The organism is Metamycoplasma hyosynoviae (genome assembly GCF_004365165.1).
GTDB classification, from domain to species: Bacteria; Bacillota_I; Bacilli_A; order Mycoplasmatales; family Metamycoplasmataceae; genus Metamycoplasma; species Metamycoplasma hyosynoviae.
Genome location: NZ_SOCH01000006.1, coordinates 52,174 through 72,064, shown reverse-complemented (window position 1 = coordinate 72,064; position 19,891 = coordinate 52,174). Strand labels below are relative to the sequence as shown.

The 19,891-nt window shown below is 26.7% G+C and carries 13 protein-coding genes and 1 rRNA gene; 6 read left to right on the top strand and 8 right to left on the bottom strand.

Going from position 1 to position 19,891, the window contains the following annotated elements:
• Positions 1–398: 398 nt before the first annotated feature.
• From rpsD to rrf, 8 genes are all read right to left on the bottom strand, one after another.
• On the bottom strand, positions 399–998 hold the full coding sequence (gene rpsD, locus JN03_RS03105) for a 30S ribosomal protein S4 (protein ID WP_036445363.1): 600 nt from the start codon (positions 996–998) through the stop codon (positions 399–401).
• A gap of 219 nt (positions 999–1,217) precedes the next feature.
• Positions 1,218–2,495, bottom strand: a complete 1,278-nt coding sequence (locus tag JN03_RS09920) for an MFS transporter (protein WP_134076726.1) — start codon at positions 2,493–2,495, stop codon at positions 1,218–1,220.
• A gap of 184 nt (positions 2,496–2,679) precedes the next feature.
• Positions 2,680–4,398 (bottom strand): hypothetical protein, encoded by a 1,719-nt coding sequence (locus JN03_RS09915; RefSeq protein WP_134076725.1) that lies wholly within the window; start codon positions 4,396–4,398, stop codon positions 2,680–2,682.
• A 127-nt stretch (positions 4,399–4,525) separates the two neighbouring features.
• Positions 4,526–6,400: an ABC transporter ATP-binding protein gene (locus JN03_RS03090; protein WP_277870483.1), complete on the bottom strand. Its 1,875-nt coding sequence runs from the start codon at positions 6,398–6,400 to the stop codon at positions 4,526–4,528.
• Positions 6,393–8,192, bottom strand: coding sequence for an ABC transporter ATP-binding protein (locus JN03_RS03085; protein ID WP_036443509.1), 1,800 nt, complete (start codon positions 8,190–8,192; stop codon positions 6,393–6,395). The genes JN03_RS03090 and JN03_RS03085 overlap by 8 nt, the downstream gene beginning before the upstream one ends.
• Positions 8,192–9,388, bottom strand: coding sequence for an acetate/propionate family kinase (locus JN03_RS03080; protein ID WP_036440902.1), 1,197 nt, complete (start codon positions 9,386–9,388; stop codon positions 8,192–8,194). Before JN03_RS03080 ends, JN03_RS03085 begins: the two co-directional genes overlap by 1 nt.
• A gap of 104 nt (positions 9,389–9,492) precedes the next feature.
• The gene (gene whiA, locus JN03_RS03075) at positions 9,493–10,317 is read right to left on the bottom strand and encodes a DNA-binding protein WhiA (RefSeq protein WP_119863807.1); all 825 of its coding nucleotides are present in this window, start codon (positions 10,315–10,317) and stop codon (positions 9,493–9,495) included.
• A gap of 31 nt (positions 10,318–10,348) precedes the next feature.
• Positions 10,349–10,453 (bottom strand): 5S ribosomal RNA (gene rrf / locus JN03_RS03070).
• A gap of 248 nt (positions 10,454–10,701) precedes the next feature.
• Here rrf and JN03_RS09910 point away from each other — a divergent pair.
• The 6 genes from JN03_RS09910 (at position 10,702) to nrnA (JN03_RS09895) (ending at position 19,890) form a co-directional block, all read left to right on the top strand.
• Complete coding sequence (locus JN03_RS09910) at positions 10,702–13,488, top strand: lipoprotein 17-related variable surface protein (protein WP_166666770.1); 2,787 nt, start codon at positions 10,702–10,704, stop codon at positions 13,486–13,488.
• A 275-nt stretch (positions 13,489–13,763) separates the two neighbouring features.
• A complete protein-coding gene (locus JN03_RS09905) occupies positions 13,764–14,717 on the top strand; it encodes a lipoprotein 17-related variable surface protein (protein WP_134076723.1) in 954 nt (317 codons plus the stop codon).
• 866 nt (positions 14,718–15,583) lie between these two features.
• Positions 15,584–16,501, top strand: a complete 918-nt coding sequence (locus tag JN03_RS03055; RefSeq protein ID WP_134076722.1) for a lipoprotein 17-related variable surface protein — start codon at positions 15,584–15,586, stop codon at positions 16,499–16,501.
• A gap of 153 nt (positions 16,502–16,654) precedes the next feature.
• Positions 16,655–17,659 carry a type I glyceraldehyde-3-phosphate dehydrogenase gene (gap, locus tag JN03_RS03050; RefSeq protein WP_036440924.1) on the top strand — a complete coding sequence of 335 codons (1,005 nt, stop codon included), beginning with the start codon at positions 16,655–16,657 and terminating at the stop codon, positions 17,657–17,659.
• Positions 17,660–17,936: 277 nt separating this feature from the next.
• Entirely contained in the window at positions 17,937–18,917 is a 981-nt protein-coding gene (nrnA, locus tag JN03_RS09900) for a bifunctional oligoribonuclease/PAP phosphatase NrnA (RefSeq protein ID WP_036440925.1), read from the top strand.
• The gene (nrnA, locus tag JN03_RS09895) at positions 18,901–19,890 is read left to right on the top strand and encodes a bifunctional oligoribonuclease/PAP phosphatase NrnA (protein WP_134076721.1); all 990 of its coding nucleotides are present in this window, start codon (positions 18,901–18,903) and stop codon (positions 19,888–19,890) included. Before nrnA (JN03_RS09900) ends, nrnA (JN03_RS09895) begins: the two co-directional genes overlap by 17 nt.
• Position 19,891: the final 1 nt, after the last annotated feature.

Here is a 19,891-nt window from a genome sequence, read left to right as displayed (position 1 = left end):
TAGTTTGTGGGGCTTTCGCGTTTTGCATAACAAATTGTTTTAATGATTCTAGTAAGTTTGGCAAGACTACCGGTTTTGCTTGCACTCCAACTTCAGAGATTAAATAAACAGTTTGTTTTGTTTGTGGATGGATAGTTTCTCTTAATAGAAACTTTTTCTCAGCCATTTTTTCTCCTTAAATTTTTACGTAAAATTCTTTCGAATTGTATTGCAAAACAAAAAAAAAAAAAAACGCCTTAATAAGTGAAAAATAAACAAAAATTTAACTTATTTAAAACATTTTTTGTGATAACAAGTAAAAAAAATCATTTATATTTGTTTATAACTAAGTTTATAAATTAAAAAAACTAAGATATGATGGACATCTTAGTCTTAATATGAAATAATAAATTTTCCTATTAACGGTTGTAGTATTCAACAATTAATGCTTCATTAATATCATGAGCGAATTCTTTACGTTCAGGTAAACGTTTGTAAGTAAATGTGAATTTATCTCTTTTAATTCAAGGACTTATAGTCATTGTATCAATAGCTGATTTAACTTCTGAATTATTTTGCAAACTTGGTTTAAGTTCAATTTTTGAACCTACTTCAATTTGCATTGATGGAATATTTGCTTTATGACCATCTACAATAAAATGTCCATGTGATACAAATTGACGTGCTTGCGCTCTAGTTTTTGCAAATCCTGCTCTAAATACTAAATTGTCCAAACGTGATTCTACCATTTGAAGTAGAATAACCCCAGTAATTCCTTTCTTTTGAGCAGCTTTTCCAAATAAGTTTTTAAATTGACGTTCATTTAAACCATACATATATCTTACTTTTTGTTTTTCAACTAAGTGAGTTTTGTAATCTGATGGTTTGGTTTTTTTAGCACCATGTTGACCAGGTGCAGTAGTACGTTTTTTACCTTTTGAAAATTCTTTGTTATTTTCTAAAAGAGAAGAACCAAAACGTCTACTTCTTTTAAACATTGATCCTAAGAATCTTGACATATATTTTTGCCTTTCTAATTTTGCAAAGACAATTAATAATTCTTTTATAGGGTTTTTATTCTAATGATTTCGGGATACAGCTTTCTTACTTTCAAATTTGTACAAAATAAAAAACTTTACAAAATACTATTATGCTGTGTCAATGCAGTATTATTTTACACTAAATTAAGCGAAAATTACATTATTGTAAAATTCTAAAATTGAAGAAAAAAACAAGTTTTATTCAACTTGCTCTTTTTCAACTTCATTAGTATTATCAGTAAGTTTATCTTTTGTTTTTATCTTCATTATTATGTTTTCTGAAATAGTAATTAACACACTGCTAATAAAAATTAAAGTTGCAAAAATTGTAAAAGTAATAAAGTAATTTAGTTTGATACTTACAAAAGTCAATAAGATAATAATTATAGAAGAAGAAATAATTCTAAAAATTAGAGTGTAAATTGTATTGTTTTTGAATTTTTCTTTATCAAATAGGAAGTAAGAATTTGTATAAAAAATAGTAATAAAAAATGAATAAAGCATTTGCTGAAAACCAATAGTTATTAAATATGCAATATTTTTAAATTTATTATTAACATTAGAAAATAATATAGGAATAGTTATCAAGAATATTAAATTCATTGGTGTTAAAACTCATAAAAGTTTAATGTTTTTATTTCTTATTATTAGAGATAATAAACTCCCCGCCAAACCAAATAATGCAAAAATTATGGTTAAAAAGAAAGATCATTTGTTAGCATCAAAATCTATTACTTTAAAAAATTGAGACATTCCGGATTGTTTCGGATATAAAAATATACCAATAATAAAACTAGATGATAAAGTATAAACTCACTTCAAAGCATTATTTTGTTTAATGTTACTTTGATTTGTTAAATCTGTTTTTTCTTGTTTTACTAATTCGATTTCTTTTTCGTTTAATTTAAATGAAAAATATAAAAACCCTGAAATTAAATAAGTTACCATGTTAAGTAAAATAAGTGCTCAAAATGGTAATTTACTAAATAAAATTAAAGAAAATATAGGAGCTAATAAAAAAGCTATGGAAGTTGAAATGGTAGTTAAAACGTTATAAGTTTTAACATCTTTTTCATTATTAGAAATATTATAAATAATAGTTTTTAAGGCAATAAATCTAAATGAATGAACAATACTTAATAGTGAATTTATAACTAATAAAAATATAGAAAATCCAAATAAATTATTTGACTTAATAATAACAAAATAACCTATTAAAATTGTTGCTAAAATTGAAAAACTTATTATATCCGTTCATAAAAGAATATGTTTCAAATTTCTTTTTTTGGTTATTTTGTAGTTTAATAAATAAGAAATAAATGTTGGTATTTGTATAAGCAAATACAAAATAGAAACTAATCAAAAACTATTTGTAAATTTATAAATGTAAATAGCAGTCCCTAATTTAAATGCTTCTGAACCTATCATTGACAAAATTAAAGAACTTGAATATTTAATTTTATTTTTAGTTTGCATTTTCATTCCTTGATATAAATTATAAGGATAAAAAAATTTATATTTTCAGTTGTATACTCCATATAAGTTTCTTGTTGCAATATGGAACCTCTTTTTATTTAAAAAAAAAGATCTTCACAATTAAATTTTATTTTGATTATTTTGCACTTAAATTTACAATTCAAAACAAAGAAAAAAACAAGTTTTATTCAACTTGTTCTTCAGTTTTTGTTTCTGTTTGTTCATCTGAAACATTTTGTTCAATAGTTTCGGTTTTGAATTCAATTGTATTTTTAACTTCTTTTGTTTTTTGTTCAATAGTTTTTAGAATGTAATTATCATAACCTAAAGTAAAACGTTTAAAGAATTGGGAAACTTTTTTAAAAATTTTATTTTTAGATTTTCCAATTTCTTTAACATAGCAAACTATTGAAGCAAATTGATATGAGTATTTAATAAAAAGTTCATGTTTATCAAATAATTTAATTTTACAAATATATTTATCAGTTTGGTCGTGAATATACCTTAAATCATCTAGTGTTTCTATTTGAAATCCTGCTATATCTTTTTGCATAAATAATTTCGTTTCAAAATCACCTAGATTTTTCAAATTAACTTTGTTTGCAAATGAATGGATATAAACTGGTTCATTAGCTTTATTTAAATTCTTATATAACTTCAAAATACTTGTATTTTGAGTTTTATAGTAATTAACCATATCTGAAATTATAGATAATGCTATCATAGCATCCGATATTTGCGAAACTTGATTTGAAATATAAGCTTTATTATCTTCCGATACATAAAGCGTTGAATTTTTCAAGGTTTTATAATTAGTTGAAGCTAAGATTTTAGTGTCATATTTAATTTTATATTTAGCACATAATTTTTGAATAGATTCTAAATTACATATATCAGAAACAATAATTTCTTTAAAAGGTTCAAATTCATCATTAGTAGGATAGTTTTGGTTTAAATAAGAAATTAATACAGAATATAAAATTCAAGGTTTAATGTGTTTATAAGTGTTAATTAACCCACGAGATGAGTTTTCATATAAATAAAGCTTTTGATAGTCACTTGAAAATTTAACTAGATAATCAAACTTACGATAAGTTTTTATATTTTTTTGAATAGTGTTATAAAAAGTTTCACTTTTTTTGTGGCTGATGAAAGTGTAAGCTAAATCATTTCAACCCATAACTTTTTTGATGAAAGGTTGAATTGTTTGACTGGCGTAAATTCCTAAATTTAAAACTTTATTACCATAATGGTTGTAATTAAATTTTAAAACATAGTTAGTATACTCTTCTAGCAACATATCTATATTTAAATAAGTTGGACGATCTGAAAATGTTTTGATATCAAACATATCCATATTTTGGAATACTTCATTTATTTTTAGTATTCTTTCATCTTCTAAATCATTTCCATAATTATCAATAAATTCAAGTGAATAAGAATCATTTTCATTAAATTTTGAAAAATAAATGATACCATCTAATTTTTCAATTTTTTTGATAGCAAAAATTAAAAATTGTTTGGTAACAGGAGTTTGTGCTTTAAAACAAATAGAACTTAAACCATATCCATTTACAACTTCAGTAATATATTCAACAAAATTATTGATTTTGCCAATGCCGTGTTCATCGCTTGCAATTAATATATTTAACTTGTGAGTAAATATAGGAGATTTTACGGCAAAAGTTGAAAGATAAGCTTTAATTAAAGCTTTAATAGTAATTTCATTAAAACGGTTATTACCCATTCCAATTTTGGCAACAAATTTATTATTTATTGGCTTAATACTTGTATTAAATAATAAATTTTGGTCATATTTTTTGACATATTGTTTTAAGAGTTTTAAAGAAGTTTTGTCTTTTTTAAAATACTCATATCACTGTTCAAGATTTTTTAGTTCCATTACTATTTCAATTTCCTGGTTTTGGTTAAGTTATTAATTATTAATAAAATTTTAGTATATTTTTAGCAATTAATTTATTTATTGGTTAAACAAAAATAAATAAAAAGAGCTTGCTAGCTCTTTAATGTTAATCTTCAGAAAATGCTGAATTATATAGTTTTTCATAAAATCCTTTTTTACTTAAAAGTTCTTTATGTGTTCCTGATTCTATGATTTCACCATTATTTACTACTAAGATTTTATCTGCATTTATGATAGTAGATAGGCGGTGTGCTATAACAAATGAAGTTTTACCTTTCATTAAATTTAGCATTGCTTTTTGAATATATTTTTCAGTTCTTGTATCTATATTAGAAGTAGCTTCATCTAATATTAAAATACTTTTGTTTGCTATTATTGCTCGAGTGATTGCAATTAATTGCCTTTCGCCGTGAGAGAGGTTGCTTCCACCTTCTAAAATTATTTCATTATATCCATTTTTAAGTTGCATTATGAATTCATCTGCTTTTGAAAGTTTGGCAGCTTGTATTATTTCATCATCAGTAGCTTTTTTATTAGCATATCTTAAATTTTCCATAATTGTGGTTTTGAATAAGAAAGTGTCTTGTAAAACAATTGAAATTTGATTTCTTCAACTTGATTCATTTATTTGAGAAGAAAGTTTTCCATCGATTTTAATTTCACCACTTAAAGGCAAATAGAATTTACTTAGTAAATTAATGATTGTGGTTTTACCAGCACCAGTAGGGCCTACAATTGCAAAAGTTTGACCTTTTTTAGCTTTAAAACTTGCTTTTTTAAGTTGAAGATTATCTTCTTTATTTAAATACGAAAATGAAACATTTTTAAATTCTACATTGCCTTTAATTTCATATAATTCTGAAAGTTTGCTTTCATCAATTTGTGGTTTTAATTTGGTGATTTGTAAAATTCTAGCAGTTGAAATAAGAGAGATTTGAAAATGTGCAAAGTTTTGGAAAAAGAATGTTACTTGCATAGACATTACACGAATATAAATACCAAATGAAGTTAGAATACCAACAGAAAATGGTTGCCCTGAACCTGTTGAAATATTATTCATAAAAAATATTATTCCCAAAAAACCAACAATAAATTGAATGATGTAAGAAGAAGCTAGGGCATATGGATAAATTATTTCAGAGTATAAACTTGCTTTAAATGTTGATTTAAAAAACTTATGTGTTTTAACTTTAAAATCTCTATTAGATTTTTCTATTTGATTAAATGATTTAATTAAGTGATGAATTTTCAAATGTTCTTGAATATAAGAAGACATTTTAGTCAAACGATCCTGTTGTTTTTTTAGATGTGGTATTGACTTTTTCATAATTAGACTTGTAAATGAAAAAGTTAGTGGAATTAAAAGTAGTACTACAAGAGCTAAATAAGGCGAGAAGTAAAACATAAAACCAAATGAAATTACTACTAAAAAGAAAGCATCTAACATTCTTTGAATAGTATCACTTAATCCAAAAACAACGTTATCAGCGTCACTCGAAATAATAGTCATAACTTCAGCAGCATTAATGGAATCAAAAAATGAAATTGGCATTTTCATCAATGCTTTGTAAGCATTACCCCGCATTATTTTTATGGCATAAGTTACCATTTTGACAATAATAATTGAAATTAAAACATCAATAGTTTTAGATAGAATATAAACAAGTGCTATTGCTCCAATACCCACAATAAAGAATAGCAAGTTAAAATCGCCACCTATTTTTAATTGGTTAAAGCCTAAAAGTTTATCAGCAATAATTCCCAAAATAAAAGTTGAGCCTGAGCTAAAAAGGGCATTTAAAATTGATAAGAACACTACTATAGCCATAATACCACGACGATAAGATAGGTATTTAACTAATTCTTTGATAGTTTCTTTTCTAACTTCAGCTTGCTTTTTCTTGAAAGCTTTCTTTTCATCAGGAGTCATTTCCTTTGGATTTTTTTGACTATAGAAAGGATTAAAATATGATTTATTCACTTTGTCCTCCTAATTGAACTGCAACAATTTCTTTATAAAGCTGACTTGTCTTTAAAAGTTCATTATGAGTTCCTATAGCTTCTGCTTTTCCGTGGTGCATTACAATGATTTTATCAGCGTCCATAATAGAAGAAATTTTTTGTGAAATGATAATCTTTGTAAGAGGATAGGCTTTAAAATATTCTTTTAAATTAGCCTTTACCACACTTTCGGTTTTCAAATCTAAAGCACTAGTTGAATCATCTAAAATTAAGATTTTAGGCATTTTCAAAAGGCCTTGTGCTATTGAAAGTCTTTGCTTTTGACCACCCGATAAATTAGCAGCATCAGTTTCAAGTTCATGTTCAAATTTCTTTGAAAAATTATTTATAAAATCATAAGCACAAGCTGCTTTTGTAGCAGCTATGAGTTCTTCTTCAGTAGCTTCTTGTTTTGCAAGCAATAAATTTTGTTTAATAGTTCCACTAATTAAAGCAGGTATTTGATAAATATAAGTAATAGCTGAATTTAATGAAACTGTATCTATTTCTTTGATGTTATGTCCATCTATATAAACATTACCTATATTTGTTTCATAGTCATGATTTATCAAATTAGCAATTGTACTTTTACCACTTCCAGTAGGTCCTATTATTCCTAAAGTTTCACCGGGTTTAAGGGTAAATGATACATTTTCAATAACATTTTTTTCATAATAAGCAAATGAAACATTATCAAATTTAATAGTTCCATTTGTGATTTTTTTATCTGATTCAATGAATTTAATTGAAGGACTAGTTTCTAAAATTTCAAATAATTTTTTAGATGATCTTATTCCACGAGCTATATTAAAACTAATCATTGTTGAACTTAAAACGCCATGGATCATAACAAAAATATAGCTTATGAAAATGTTGATTTCACGGATTATATCTTGATATTCTTGCTTAGTTGCAATCTTACCACGGTTTATAAAACCAATAGTTGCAAGAAGTGCTGTAGTTGCTAGGTTTGCAAACAAGAATATTAAAGAAAGCCCAATATTTAACATATTGTAATTGCTTTTGATTAAATCAGAAAATCCAACATTAGCTTCTTGAAATTTATTTTCTTGTTGAGCCTCTAGATTATATGATTTAATAACTCTAACACCTAAAATACTTTCTTGAGCCTCAAGGCTAATATCTTCATAGTATTTAGTTTCTCTTCTAAATCTAGGAATTGCTTTTTTTGCAATGATTCCTAAAATGATTGAAATTGGAAATAATAAGAAAATTAAAATTAATGATAAGTTTTTGTTGATTAAAAGTGCTAACACAAGTCCAAATATCATATTAATAGGACCAGTGATTAATGTTCTTAAAATATTGGTTACAGAATGTCTTACTCTTTGAATATCAGTTGTAAAACGAGTAATTAAATTAGCATGTGTAAATTTTTCAATTTCTCTTTTTGAAAAATGCATTATATGATCTCATATTTGATTACGCAAATTACGTGAATGCATAATGCCAACATAATTAGCTAAATAAGCAGCTGAAAGTGATGTAAAAGCACCTACAAAAATAATTGCAGCAAATATAATTGCAATTCACATTATTGCAGCTTTTACAGTTGGAACAGTAAAACCTACATTTTGCAAAATGTTGATGCGAATATCTTTTCCTGAATCTATTTGACTAAATAAAGCAACAATTGATCCAAACAAGTTAGGTGAAAATAAAAAACATAATACTTGAACAATAGTTAACAATATTGTTAAAATAGCAAGAAATTTCAACTTAGGTCGCATCAACCTGAATACTTTAATCATTATTTTTCTTCGAGAAGTATCTCTTTCGCTTCCTGAGCTAAATAAAGCTCTTCATTTGCTCTAACTACATAAACTGCAATTTCACTTTTTGAATCTGATATTAATTTATAGTCATCAAAAGTAGTAGTGTTATTAGCATCTTCATTTATTTTAAGGTTTATAAAATGAATCTTATTAATAATATCAAATCTTAAACTAGCGTTGTTTTCAGCGACTCCGGCAGTAAATACAATCGCATCTGGCTTAGTTTCAAATTTATTTAAATACATAGCAAGATAGTCAACTATTTTTTGAACATATAGATCATATGCAAATTTTACATCAGAATTTTCGGCTTTTAATTTATTAATGTCACGAAAATCTTGTGACACTCCGCTCACTCCTAATAGTCCTGATTTTTCATTTAACATCTTCATTACATCATCTAATTTATAATGAGTATGCTTTACTATATAAGGAACAATAGAAACATCGACATCTCCACTTCTTGTTCCCATCATAATGCCGGCTAGTGGGGTAAAACCCATAGAAGTAGCAAATGATTTACTATCTTTTATAGCACATAAACTTGCGCCATTTCCAATGTGCATATTAACAATATTAACTTTATCTTTACCTAAAATGCTTTGCATTTTTAAGGTTATGTAATGATGGTTCAGTCCATGAAAACCATATCTTCTAATATTTAGTTTTTCAGTTAATTCTTTGTCTATTGGATAAGCATATTCTACTTTATCGAGTGTTTTATGAAAAGTGGTATCAAAATGCAGTGTTTTATTAGTTTTAACAAAAACTTTTTGAATAGCTTCGATAGTTTCAATAGCACCTTTATTGTGAACTGGTGCTAAATCAAGGGCATCTTTTAAATGATTTATTGCAGTTTCAGTAACACTGCAAGTTTCTTGCAGATGAGGACCACCATTAACTATACGAAAAGAAATATGAGTAATATCATCATAATCGTGAATTACATTATATTTTTTTCATTGTTCTATTAAAGCCTTAACTGCTTCGTCAAAAGAAGCAAGTTTAGTTTGTTCAGTATGTTTTTCTTCTTTAATTGAAATAGTAAGAAAGCTTTTTCTTTCTTTTATTCTTTCAACTAACCCTTTAGCAATAACATTTAACTCGACATCAAATAATGTTCATTTAATTGAACTAGATCCTGCATTAATTATTAAAATGTTTTGTTTCATGTTATCACCTCTAAAAAATTTCTTTATATTATATTTAAAATGTTTTTTTAAATTTTGAAAAAATTCAAAAAATACAAGCCAAAAAATATTTGGTTAAAAAACATCTATTTTAATTTGTTGTATAGTGTTTTTAATTTTTGTAAATATCGATTTAAAGATGATTTAGATGTGTAAATTTTTTGATTTGCAAGAGCTTCCACTAATTCCGAAAGACTAAGATCAATGTTGTCTTTTTTAAAATTAAAAAATTCTAGTTCTTTATGGTTAAACAAATTTTGATAACTATTTTTCATAATAAAATCAAAACTATCTAAGAAAATTTTGTTTGATTTAGCTAGTTTAACTTGATTATAAAAATCAAAATTTGTTAAACGGTTGATGTTATTAGTAAAATCACGTTCGATTTTAGTTTGTTCAAATTCTAAATAAGCATCATACATTTCAATAGCACGTAGAAAATCACAAATACTTTCGATTTTCTTTAAATATAAAATAAATGTATTTTTACGTTCAAATACTTTGAAGTTTATGTTGTATTTTTCTAATATACTTTTTGCTTCTTCTGCTTTTAGTTTGCTAAAAAATTTAAGTTCTAGATGATAATGAACTGTGTTAATATCTCCAATTGACCCTGAATTTAGAAAAATACCACTAAAAAAATTTTGCCTACGAACATTATTTTCAAAATTAATACTATTAGCGTCAATTTTAAATTGATTTTTCTTTGAAAATTCAAAACTTATTTTTTGATGCTCCAATAGTTTTTGCACAAAAGTAAAAACATCAAGAGTGTTAATTGTTATATATATAAAATTATCTTCTTGATATGAGCTATACAAAATACCCATTAAAAGTTCTTGCTCAGAAGATTTTGTGTATTTACGAGCAATTATTTTTTCTTTTAAAGCAAGGGTAAATGATTTATCCATAATGCTTTTATTTTAGCATAAAACAAAATAAAAAAAGCAACGCCCTATTTTCCCTATTGGTATCGTCGGCACCGAAGGTCTTAACTGCTGAGTTCGGAATGGTATCAGGTGGAACCCCTTCGTTATGGTTGCTGGAAAATATTATACATAAAAATAAAGTTTTTTTTATTTTTTTTTAAAAAATTAAATTTTTAAAGATTTTCATAACTTCCATAACTAGTTTCAACATTTAAATTTCTTTTATTTTTTTATTTTTGCATAAAAGCATAGCAAGAAAAAAATAATGCTTATATAAAGCCAAATTTTCTTATAAAATTTATATATTGCATTTATTTTTACAAATAAATGACAAGTAAAATATTATGAGGAAATATAACTAAATTTATGACTAAACAGAGCAAGATAATTCTATTATCTTCATTAATCACCCCCCCCACTTGCATTCCTTTATTAGCAATTTCATGTGCTAATCAAGATCCAGCAAGTGAAATTAAAAAAGTTAAAGTTTCAATAACTTCACTAGATAAATTTGCAAAAGATGTAGTTGATGCAGATATAAAAATTACTGGCTATAGTCCTTCAGTATTTACTGCTACTCAAACTCACCAAGTGAGTTCAGAAGATCCCACTACATTAGAAGTACTTGTAGAATTAAAAAACAACAAAAAGGGTACTAAAGCAACAAAGCTCTTTACTATCAAAGGTTTTAAAGCTGATCCTACTGATGAAATAAAAGACACTTTAAATAAAGAAATTGAAAAAATTAGTGGTGTTTCTGTAGAAAACCACACAAATAAATTAGTTAACACTATTACAACTAATGATGTTAAAGTTACAGAAACTACTCCTATTGATAAAAGTGTATTTGAATATTTAATAACTCTAGGGTTTGATAGTAAAGATAGAACTAAACTTAAAGTTACAATTAGATTAAAACATAAACAAAGTGGTTTTATATCAAAAGTAAAAAAAGAATTTGAAATCACAGGTTTCAAAAATACAACACCCGAAGAAGAACAACAACTTAAAAATCTTGAAAACGCATCAAAAAAAGTTACTGTTGATGTTGAAGGCAAAGAAAATAAATTTGCAAAAGATGTAGAGGAATCTGAATTAAAATTTACAATCCCTACACTACCTGGTTTAATTGATGATCCTACAAAATATGAGATAATAGAAAAATCTTGATCTATAAATAAAGACGATTCAAGAATTCTAGAAATATATTTCCGATTAAAACATAAAGAAACTGGTTTAGTATCAAATAAACGAAAATTAAAAGTAGAAGGTTTTAAAGAAGCTGAAGCTTCTACACCTGAAGAAAAAGCATTGCAAGATGCACTCAATGCTGTAACTTTATCATATGATGGTGGAGAAGAAGCGCTTAAAAAATTAGATGCTGGTGATTTAAAAATTGATAAAGTTAAATTAGATGGTAAAAAAGAAGGTTTTGAATATACCACTAAATTCAAAAACGAAAATGCAACTAAAGATAATTACAATAATGGTTATAGAACTATTGTAATCACAGTTAAAAAAGATTCAAAATCACTTTCTAGAGAATTTAAACTTGAATGCTTCAAATCAGATTATGATGTAATCATAAAGCAAAGAGAAAAAGTTAAAACTATTGATCTTATGCAAACTTCTGAAACCAAAGAAGTTGTTGAATCTATGTTTTCAGGTTCACAAGATGAAGTTGAAATATTCTATGATTTTACTGGTAAAACATATTTCAATAAAAAATACACTGAAACTGATAAAAAACCTATTTTAGATATGTCAGCAATTACTTGAGCTCATAACACAATATTTGGAAAAGGTAAATTGAAGAAAACCGGTGAAAATAAATATAAGGCATATGTTACATTGGCTAAAAGTTATAAAGTAAATAATCAATGAAATTACATTTATGATAATAGACAACTTGAAACCAAAGAATTAAGTTTTGAAATTATCGATCAAGCTGCACTTGATAAAATAGCAGAAGAAAATAAGAATAATTTTGATTATCCTGAAAAGCAAACCATTACTGTAGATCAAGTTACACAAGATAAAATCAAATTACCTGAAGTAAAAATCAAAAATATACCTATTAAATTCAACATCACAAGTTTGCAAAAAGATGCTGAACATTCAAAACTAATCGTAAAATACCAAGCTGAAATTGATTACCAAAGCAAAAAAATTACTTCAAAAGAAGTTCAAACTGAAATTGTAGGTTTTAAAGAAAATACATTAGGTAAAGAATTTGTAGGATTAACTGTAGATTACGAAAATAAATCATCAACTGAAGTTGATAGTGTTCAAGAAGATCAGTTCAAATTAAAGAAAAATGGCAGTGATTACACACCAACTAGTGGCATAACAAAAGAAATAAAAATAGTTTCTAAAGATAAATATAAAGGTACAGTAACTGTTGTAGTTACATTGAAAAAAGATACAGATAGTGCTTCAAAAGAATTTGTAGTTGAAGATTTCAAAAAGAAAAACTTTGATTTCAATACAGAAGCTGACAACAGTTTTGAATTAAAACTTGAAGGAATTGATAAACCTAATACATTACCTTCAGTAGTAAATCAATCAAATGTAAAAGTTACCATAAAAGATGAATACAAATCAGCTATTAGCCTTGAAAAAATTGAATTAGAACCAAATAATACAAATGGAACTTTAAAGATAAAAATAACACTAAAAGATTTGATTAATAATCCCAACACTATAAAAGTAGTTGAAAAAGAAGAATCAGGATTCAAAAATAATACAGCTCCAACTAAAGACTATAAACTGCCAGAATTATATCCTTTATCTGAATCAGGACAACTAATCAAAGTTGATGAAAGTCAAAGAGATAGTATTATTCAATCATTTGAAAATATGGATCCAAAAAGTAGTGGAAGAAGATATTTAGCATATAAATCAGGTGCATTTTATACTAAAGGTACTGGCGGTACAAAAATAGAAGGTATTTCAATTTCTGATGAATCTTTAAAAAATAAAGTTTTAACTCATGGCGGAAAATATAATATTGCTAAAGATGCTGATGGCGATGGTTCTATCAAAGGTATTGCTCTTACAAAAGAAGAAAATAAATGAATTGCTAGATGAAGATTAGTTCTTTCTAATAATAAAATTGATGATAAAGTATATGAACAAATACTATTTCAATAAATAAAAAATAAATTAATACTTTCTTAAATTAAAAAGATGAATGGAGTTTGAATACAAATGTTCATCTTTTTAATTTTTTTGTTTTTGTAAAAGTAACCCAACAGAAAAAATTATGCTTATATAAAGGAGATTTTTATATTAGAATTTATATATTGCATTTATTTTTACAAATAAATGACAAGTAAAATATTATGAGGAAATATAACTAAATTTATGAACAAAAAAGTCAAGATAATTCTATTATCTGCAGTAATGACCCCCCCACAATTATTCCCTTGTTAGCTGCATCATGTTCTAATGAGGACCCCGAAAGTGAGATAAGACAGATCAAAGTTTCTGTAACTACATTAGATAAATTCGCTAGTGAAGTAACTGATTCAGATATAAAAATCACAAGTTATCGAACATCAGTGTTCACTGCCACTCAAACTCACCAAGTTAGTGATACTGACCCTACAACACTAGAAGTGCTAGTTGTACTAAAAAATATCAAAAGGGGTACTATAGCTCAAAAACTATTTACTATTAAAGGCTTTAAAACTAACCCAAGTCAATCTAGTGATGAAATTAAAAGTCTTTTAGCTAAAGAACTTGAAAAAATTGGTGGTGTTTCAGTAGATAATCACAGCGATAAAATTGCTAGTGCTATTACTGATAGTGACATCAAAGTTACAGAAACTACTCCTATTGATAAAAGTGTATTTGAAATTTCTATAAAACCGAAAGTTGATAAAACCAACAAAACTAAACTTAATGTAACAATTAGACTAAAACATAAGCAAAGCGGTGTTTTATCAAAAGCAGCAAACTTTTCAATTACAGGTTTCAAAACACTTTCACCAGAGCAAGAAGAGGAATTAAAAATTCTTAACATTGCATTATGAAAAGTCACAGTTAATGTTAACGATAAAAGCAATAAATTTGCTAAAGATGCAAAAGAAGCTGATTTAAATTTTACAATCCCTACAATTGCAGGCATCATAGATGATCCTTCAAAATATGAAATTGTAGAAAAATCTTGATCTGTAAGTGATACTGATTCAAAAATTCTCAAAGTATATTTCCGTTTAAAAAATAAAACTTCTAATTTAATTTCAAATAGACGTGGATTAGAAATCGAAGGCTTTAAAGAAGCTGAAGCTTCTACTCCAGAAGAAAAAGCATTGCAAAACGCACTTAATGCTGTAACTTTATCATATGATGGTGGAGAAGAAGCACTTAAAAAATAGATGCTGGTGATTTAGAAATTGCTAAATTTAAATTAGATGGTAAAAAAGAAGGTTTTAAATATATCACTAAATTTAAAAACGAAAATGCAACCAAAGATAATTATGATAATGGTTATCGTACTATAGTAATCACAGCTAAAAAAGATTCAAAATCACTTCCAAAAGAATTTAAACTTGAATGCTTCAAGTCAGATTATGAAGTAATCATAAAACAAAGGGAAAAAGTTAAAAATATTGGTTTAGTACAAACACAAGAAGCTAAAGCTGCTGTTGAAGCATTATTTTCAGGTAGTCAAACTGAAGCTGAAATATTTTATGATTTTAAAAGTGAGAAATTCTTTGACAAAAGATATGACAGTTCTGATAAAAAACCAATTTTAGATATCAAAACTGTTGGATGAACATTTGGAACTACTTTTGGAACAAAGGGTAAATTAATAAAACTTCCAAATGGTAATTACAAAGCCTATGTAACACTTGCTAAAAACTACAAAGATGGTAAAACCTGAAAAAGAATATATGACACCAAGCAAAGTGAAACTAACGAACTAAAATTTGAAATTATTGACCAAGCTTCTATTGATAAACTTGCAGAAGACAATAAAGATAATTTTGATTATCCTGAAAAATCAACAATAAATGTTGATAATACGCAAAAAGAAAATGTTATATTACCAGTTGCAAAACTTCAAAATATTCCTGCTACTTTTATTATCACTGATTTCATTCAAGATGCTGAACACGCACAATTAATAATTAAATATAAAGTTGAAATTGAAATCAAAAGCAATAAATACACTTCAAAAATAGTTGAAACTAAAATTACTGGATTTAAACAAGAAGAACTTGCTAAAGAATTTAATGGTATGTCAATTCAATATGAAGGTAAGGAAAATGTAGAAGCCGATCAAGTTGTTGAAAGTACATTCAAACTTGTTAAGGATAATGTTAGTTATGGTCCTCCAGTTGGCATAGAACAAAAAATTGACATTCTATCTAAAGATAAATACAATGGTGTAGTTAAAATTAAAGTCACTCTAACGAAAGGTAGTGAAGTAGTTTCAAAAGAATTTGATGTTACAGGTTTTAAAAAAGCTAACCTTGATTTTAACAATATAGCCGAAACTAGTTTTGATTTAACATTTGAGGGAATAGTAAAACAAAATGTATTTCCTTCAACAGTAGTTGAAAAAAATGTAAAAATAAATATCAAAGAAGAATACAAAGGTGCTATTGAAGTTGTAAAAATTGTTTTAGTTCCCGACAATAAAGAAGGTAAACTGGTAGTTAAAGTAACCTTAAAGGATTTAACCAATCCTTCAACTCCTGAAAAAGAAATTACAAAAGAAGAAACTGATTTTAAAAAAGAAGAAACTACAACTAAAAAATATAAATTGCAAGAACTTTATAATGAATCCTCTTCTAAATCATTAATTGCTGTAAATACTTCTTTAAAAGAAACAATGATTCAACAATTTATTAATGATATGAGGGAATATAGTGGAAAAAGATTATTGGTAGTTAAAAAAGGTATTTTCTACACTAAAAGTGATGGACAAGAAATAGAAGGTCTATCAATTAGAAATTCTAGTATAAGTAGCGAAGTCAATACACATGGTAAGAAGGAAATAGTTAATATATGAAAAGCTGAAGATATCGGAGGTAATGCTAGAGGTATCTTATTAGTAAAAGAAGGTAATAAATGAATTGCCAAGTGAAAATTATTTTTAAAAGATGGAACATTAGATACAGAAATATTTGAACAAGAATTATTCGAAGAATAATCTATTATTCACTTTAAATCATTCAAAAAGATGGGATGCAGTTTTAAATGCTAACTTCCATCTTTTTAATTTTGAATTTTTACACGCTAGTGAAAAAGTAAGTATTTTGCTATATAATTACTAATACCAAAAACATAAATTTATGGAGGAAAAATGGCAAAAGGAAAAGTTGCTATTAATGGATTCGGCAGAATAGGTCGTTTAGTTTTTAGAGAAATTTTTAATGATAAAGATATTGAAGTTGTTGCTATTAATGACTTAACAGATGCTAAAACTTTAGCTCACTTATTAAAATATGACACAGCACATGGAACTTGAAATCACAAAGTTTCTCATACTGAAAATGCAATTTTAATTGATGATAAAAAAATTCCAGTATATGCTGAAAAAGACCCTGCTATGCTACCTTGAAAAACTTTAAAAGTTGATATTGTTATTGAAGGCACAGGTAGATTTGTAACAGAAGAAGGATCTTCAAAACACTTAGAAGCAGGTGCTAAAAAAGTTTTAATTACTGCTCCTGCTAAAGGTGGAGAAATCAAAACAATAGTATATTCAGTTAACCACGATATACTAACCAAAGAAGACAAAATTGTTTCAGGTGCTTCTTGTACTACAAACTGTTTAGCACCAGTTATGAATGTACTAGAAAAAGAATTTGGTGTTGTAAAAGGTTTTATGACCACTGTTCACTCATATACAGCTGATCAAAGACTTCAAGATGCTCCTCATTCTGATTTAAGAAGAGCAAGAGCAGCTGGTTCAAATATGATCCCAACAACCACAGGTGCAGCTTCAGCTATTGGTAAAGTTATTCCTTCTTTAAATAAGAAAATGAATGGAATTGCACTACGTGTTCCTACAATCACAGGTTCAATTGTAGATATCACTGTTGAACTTAAAAAAGATACTAGTGTTGAAGAAATCAACCAAGCTATTAAAAAAGCAGCATCAGATTCATTAATTTACTGTGAAGATGAAATAGTATCATCTGACATCATTGGTTCAAAAGCTGGATCAATATTCGATTCAAAACTAACAAGCCTATTAGAAGTTGATGGTAAAAAACTTTACAAAGTTTATTCATGATACGACAATGAAAGTTCATTTGTTAACCAATACATTAGAACTTTAAAACATATGATTAAATTAGGTTAATAATATTTCGCTCCATTTAAACTACTATTTATAGTAGTTATAAAGCCAAGAAAATATCAAGACAATAAAAACCCCTTGATATTTTTTTACGCAAAATAAGTTTATTATGGATTTTTTAGAGTGCTTTTTAAAGCATAATGTTCTCATCTTAAATTTATTTATTTGCATTTTTTTGTTCTAGTTTGTTATTATTTATACATAGAAATAAATTTGCTATTTTAACTTTAAAAATTAAGTAATGATAATTAAATTAACAAAATAATTAAGGAGAAGAAAAATGGAAAAAGGAAACTGAAAGATAGCAGTTGAAGCTATTGAAAGTCATAAAAATATATTTATATTTCACCACATTCGTCCTGATGGAGATTGTTTGGGATCTCAGTTTGGATTAGCTGAATTTATTAAAACTAATTATCCAGATAAAAATGTTTTTGTATTAGGAGACGCAATTGGTTCATTTCCTTTTATGAATTTTAAACACGATAAATTTGAAGAAATTGATAAAAAGTATTTGGAAAACTCACTAGGTGTAGTAGTAGATGCAAACAATAGCAATCGTATTCAATTTTCTGAATATTTAGTACAAAAGAAATTCACTAAAACGCTTCGTATCGACCATCACCCAGAAACACCTGATATTGATTATGACTACACTTGAGAAAATGAAGATTATATAGCCTCAGGTGAACAAGTAGCTTATATTGCAATGAATGCTAAATGAAAAGTAACAGATCAAGCTGCTAGATATACATATCTAGCAATTTACACTGATTCAGGTAGATTTCAATATGATGCTGTTTCTAAAAGAACTTTTGAAGTTATGACATATTTACACAAAGCACCTAATTTTAGAGTGTGAGATATCAATTTGCCAATGTCTTATAGAGACGAAAAGAAAGTTAGATTCTCAGCTTATGTTTTATTAAATTATAAAAAATTGGGTAAGGTTTTATATTTCCACGTAACTAAGAAAATTCAAAAGAAATTTAAACTTGATTCAAATCAAGCTAATGATGTAGGTATTTTATCAAATATAGGTGATTGTAAAATTTGACTATTTTTCATCGACCTTCCTGATGGAAGTATAAGAGTTAGAGTAAGAAGTAATAGTATAACTATTAATGAAATATGTAGAAAATACGCTCCAGGCGGAGGCCATGCATTTGCATCTGGTGCAACAGTACATAACAAAAAAGAAATGATGAAATTAGTTAAAGAATTGCAAGAAGAGGTTATTAAATATGAGTCTAACAATTAGTCAAGAAAAATTAAATTTATTTAAAGCTATAGAAGAAAAAATTAAAACCTACGAAACTATTGTTGTGTTTCACCACATTCGTCCTGATGGAGATTGTTTGGGATCTCAGTTTGGAATGAAGAATTTGATTTTGGAAAACTTTCCTAAAAAGAAAGTGTTGACTGTAGGAAATAGCAAAGGTTCATTTAGTTATCTAGATTTCAAAATGGATGAAATCAAGAACAAACCAATCAAAAACTCACTTGCTATTATAGTAGATGCCAATTTTAAAGAACGTTTAGAATGCCGTGAATTGCTTGATAATAAAATCTTCACTGATGTTATTAGAATAGACCATCACCCTAATGATGATGATTTATATGCTTCAATTCGTTGAGTAGAATCTGAAGCTCCCGCAGCAGCTCAACAAGTTGCTGAACTTGCACTTGGTTTAAATTGAAAAATAAATGAACTAGCTGCAACTTATTTATATTTAGGCATTTACACTGATTCAGTGAGATTAACTACTAATTCAACAAGTTCTAAAACAATGTATATTGTTTCAGAACTTTGAAAAGCTGGTGCTAAAAAAGATTTAATCCATGCCGAAATGGCTAAAAAGACATTGCAAGATATTAGAGTAAATGCTTTCATTCAACAAAATATGCAAATCGAAAAGCAAGTTGTTTGATTTTATTTTACATTAGAAGATCAAAAGAAAATGGGCATTTTAGATCCTCTTCAAGGAAATAGACCTTCAACACTAGCTTCAATAGATGACAACAAAATTTGAGTTTTCTTTACTCAAGAAAAAGAAAACCAAATCAGATGTGAATTTAGATCTAATGGAGCATGTGTGCGTAATGTTGCTGTTAAATGAGGCGGAGGCGGACATCATAGAGCATCTGGCGCACAAATTCATAATTCGGCTTATATTCCTTTAATTATCAAAGACTGTCAAGCAGAAGTGTTAAATACTGCTGAATATGAATAAT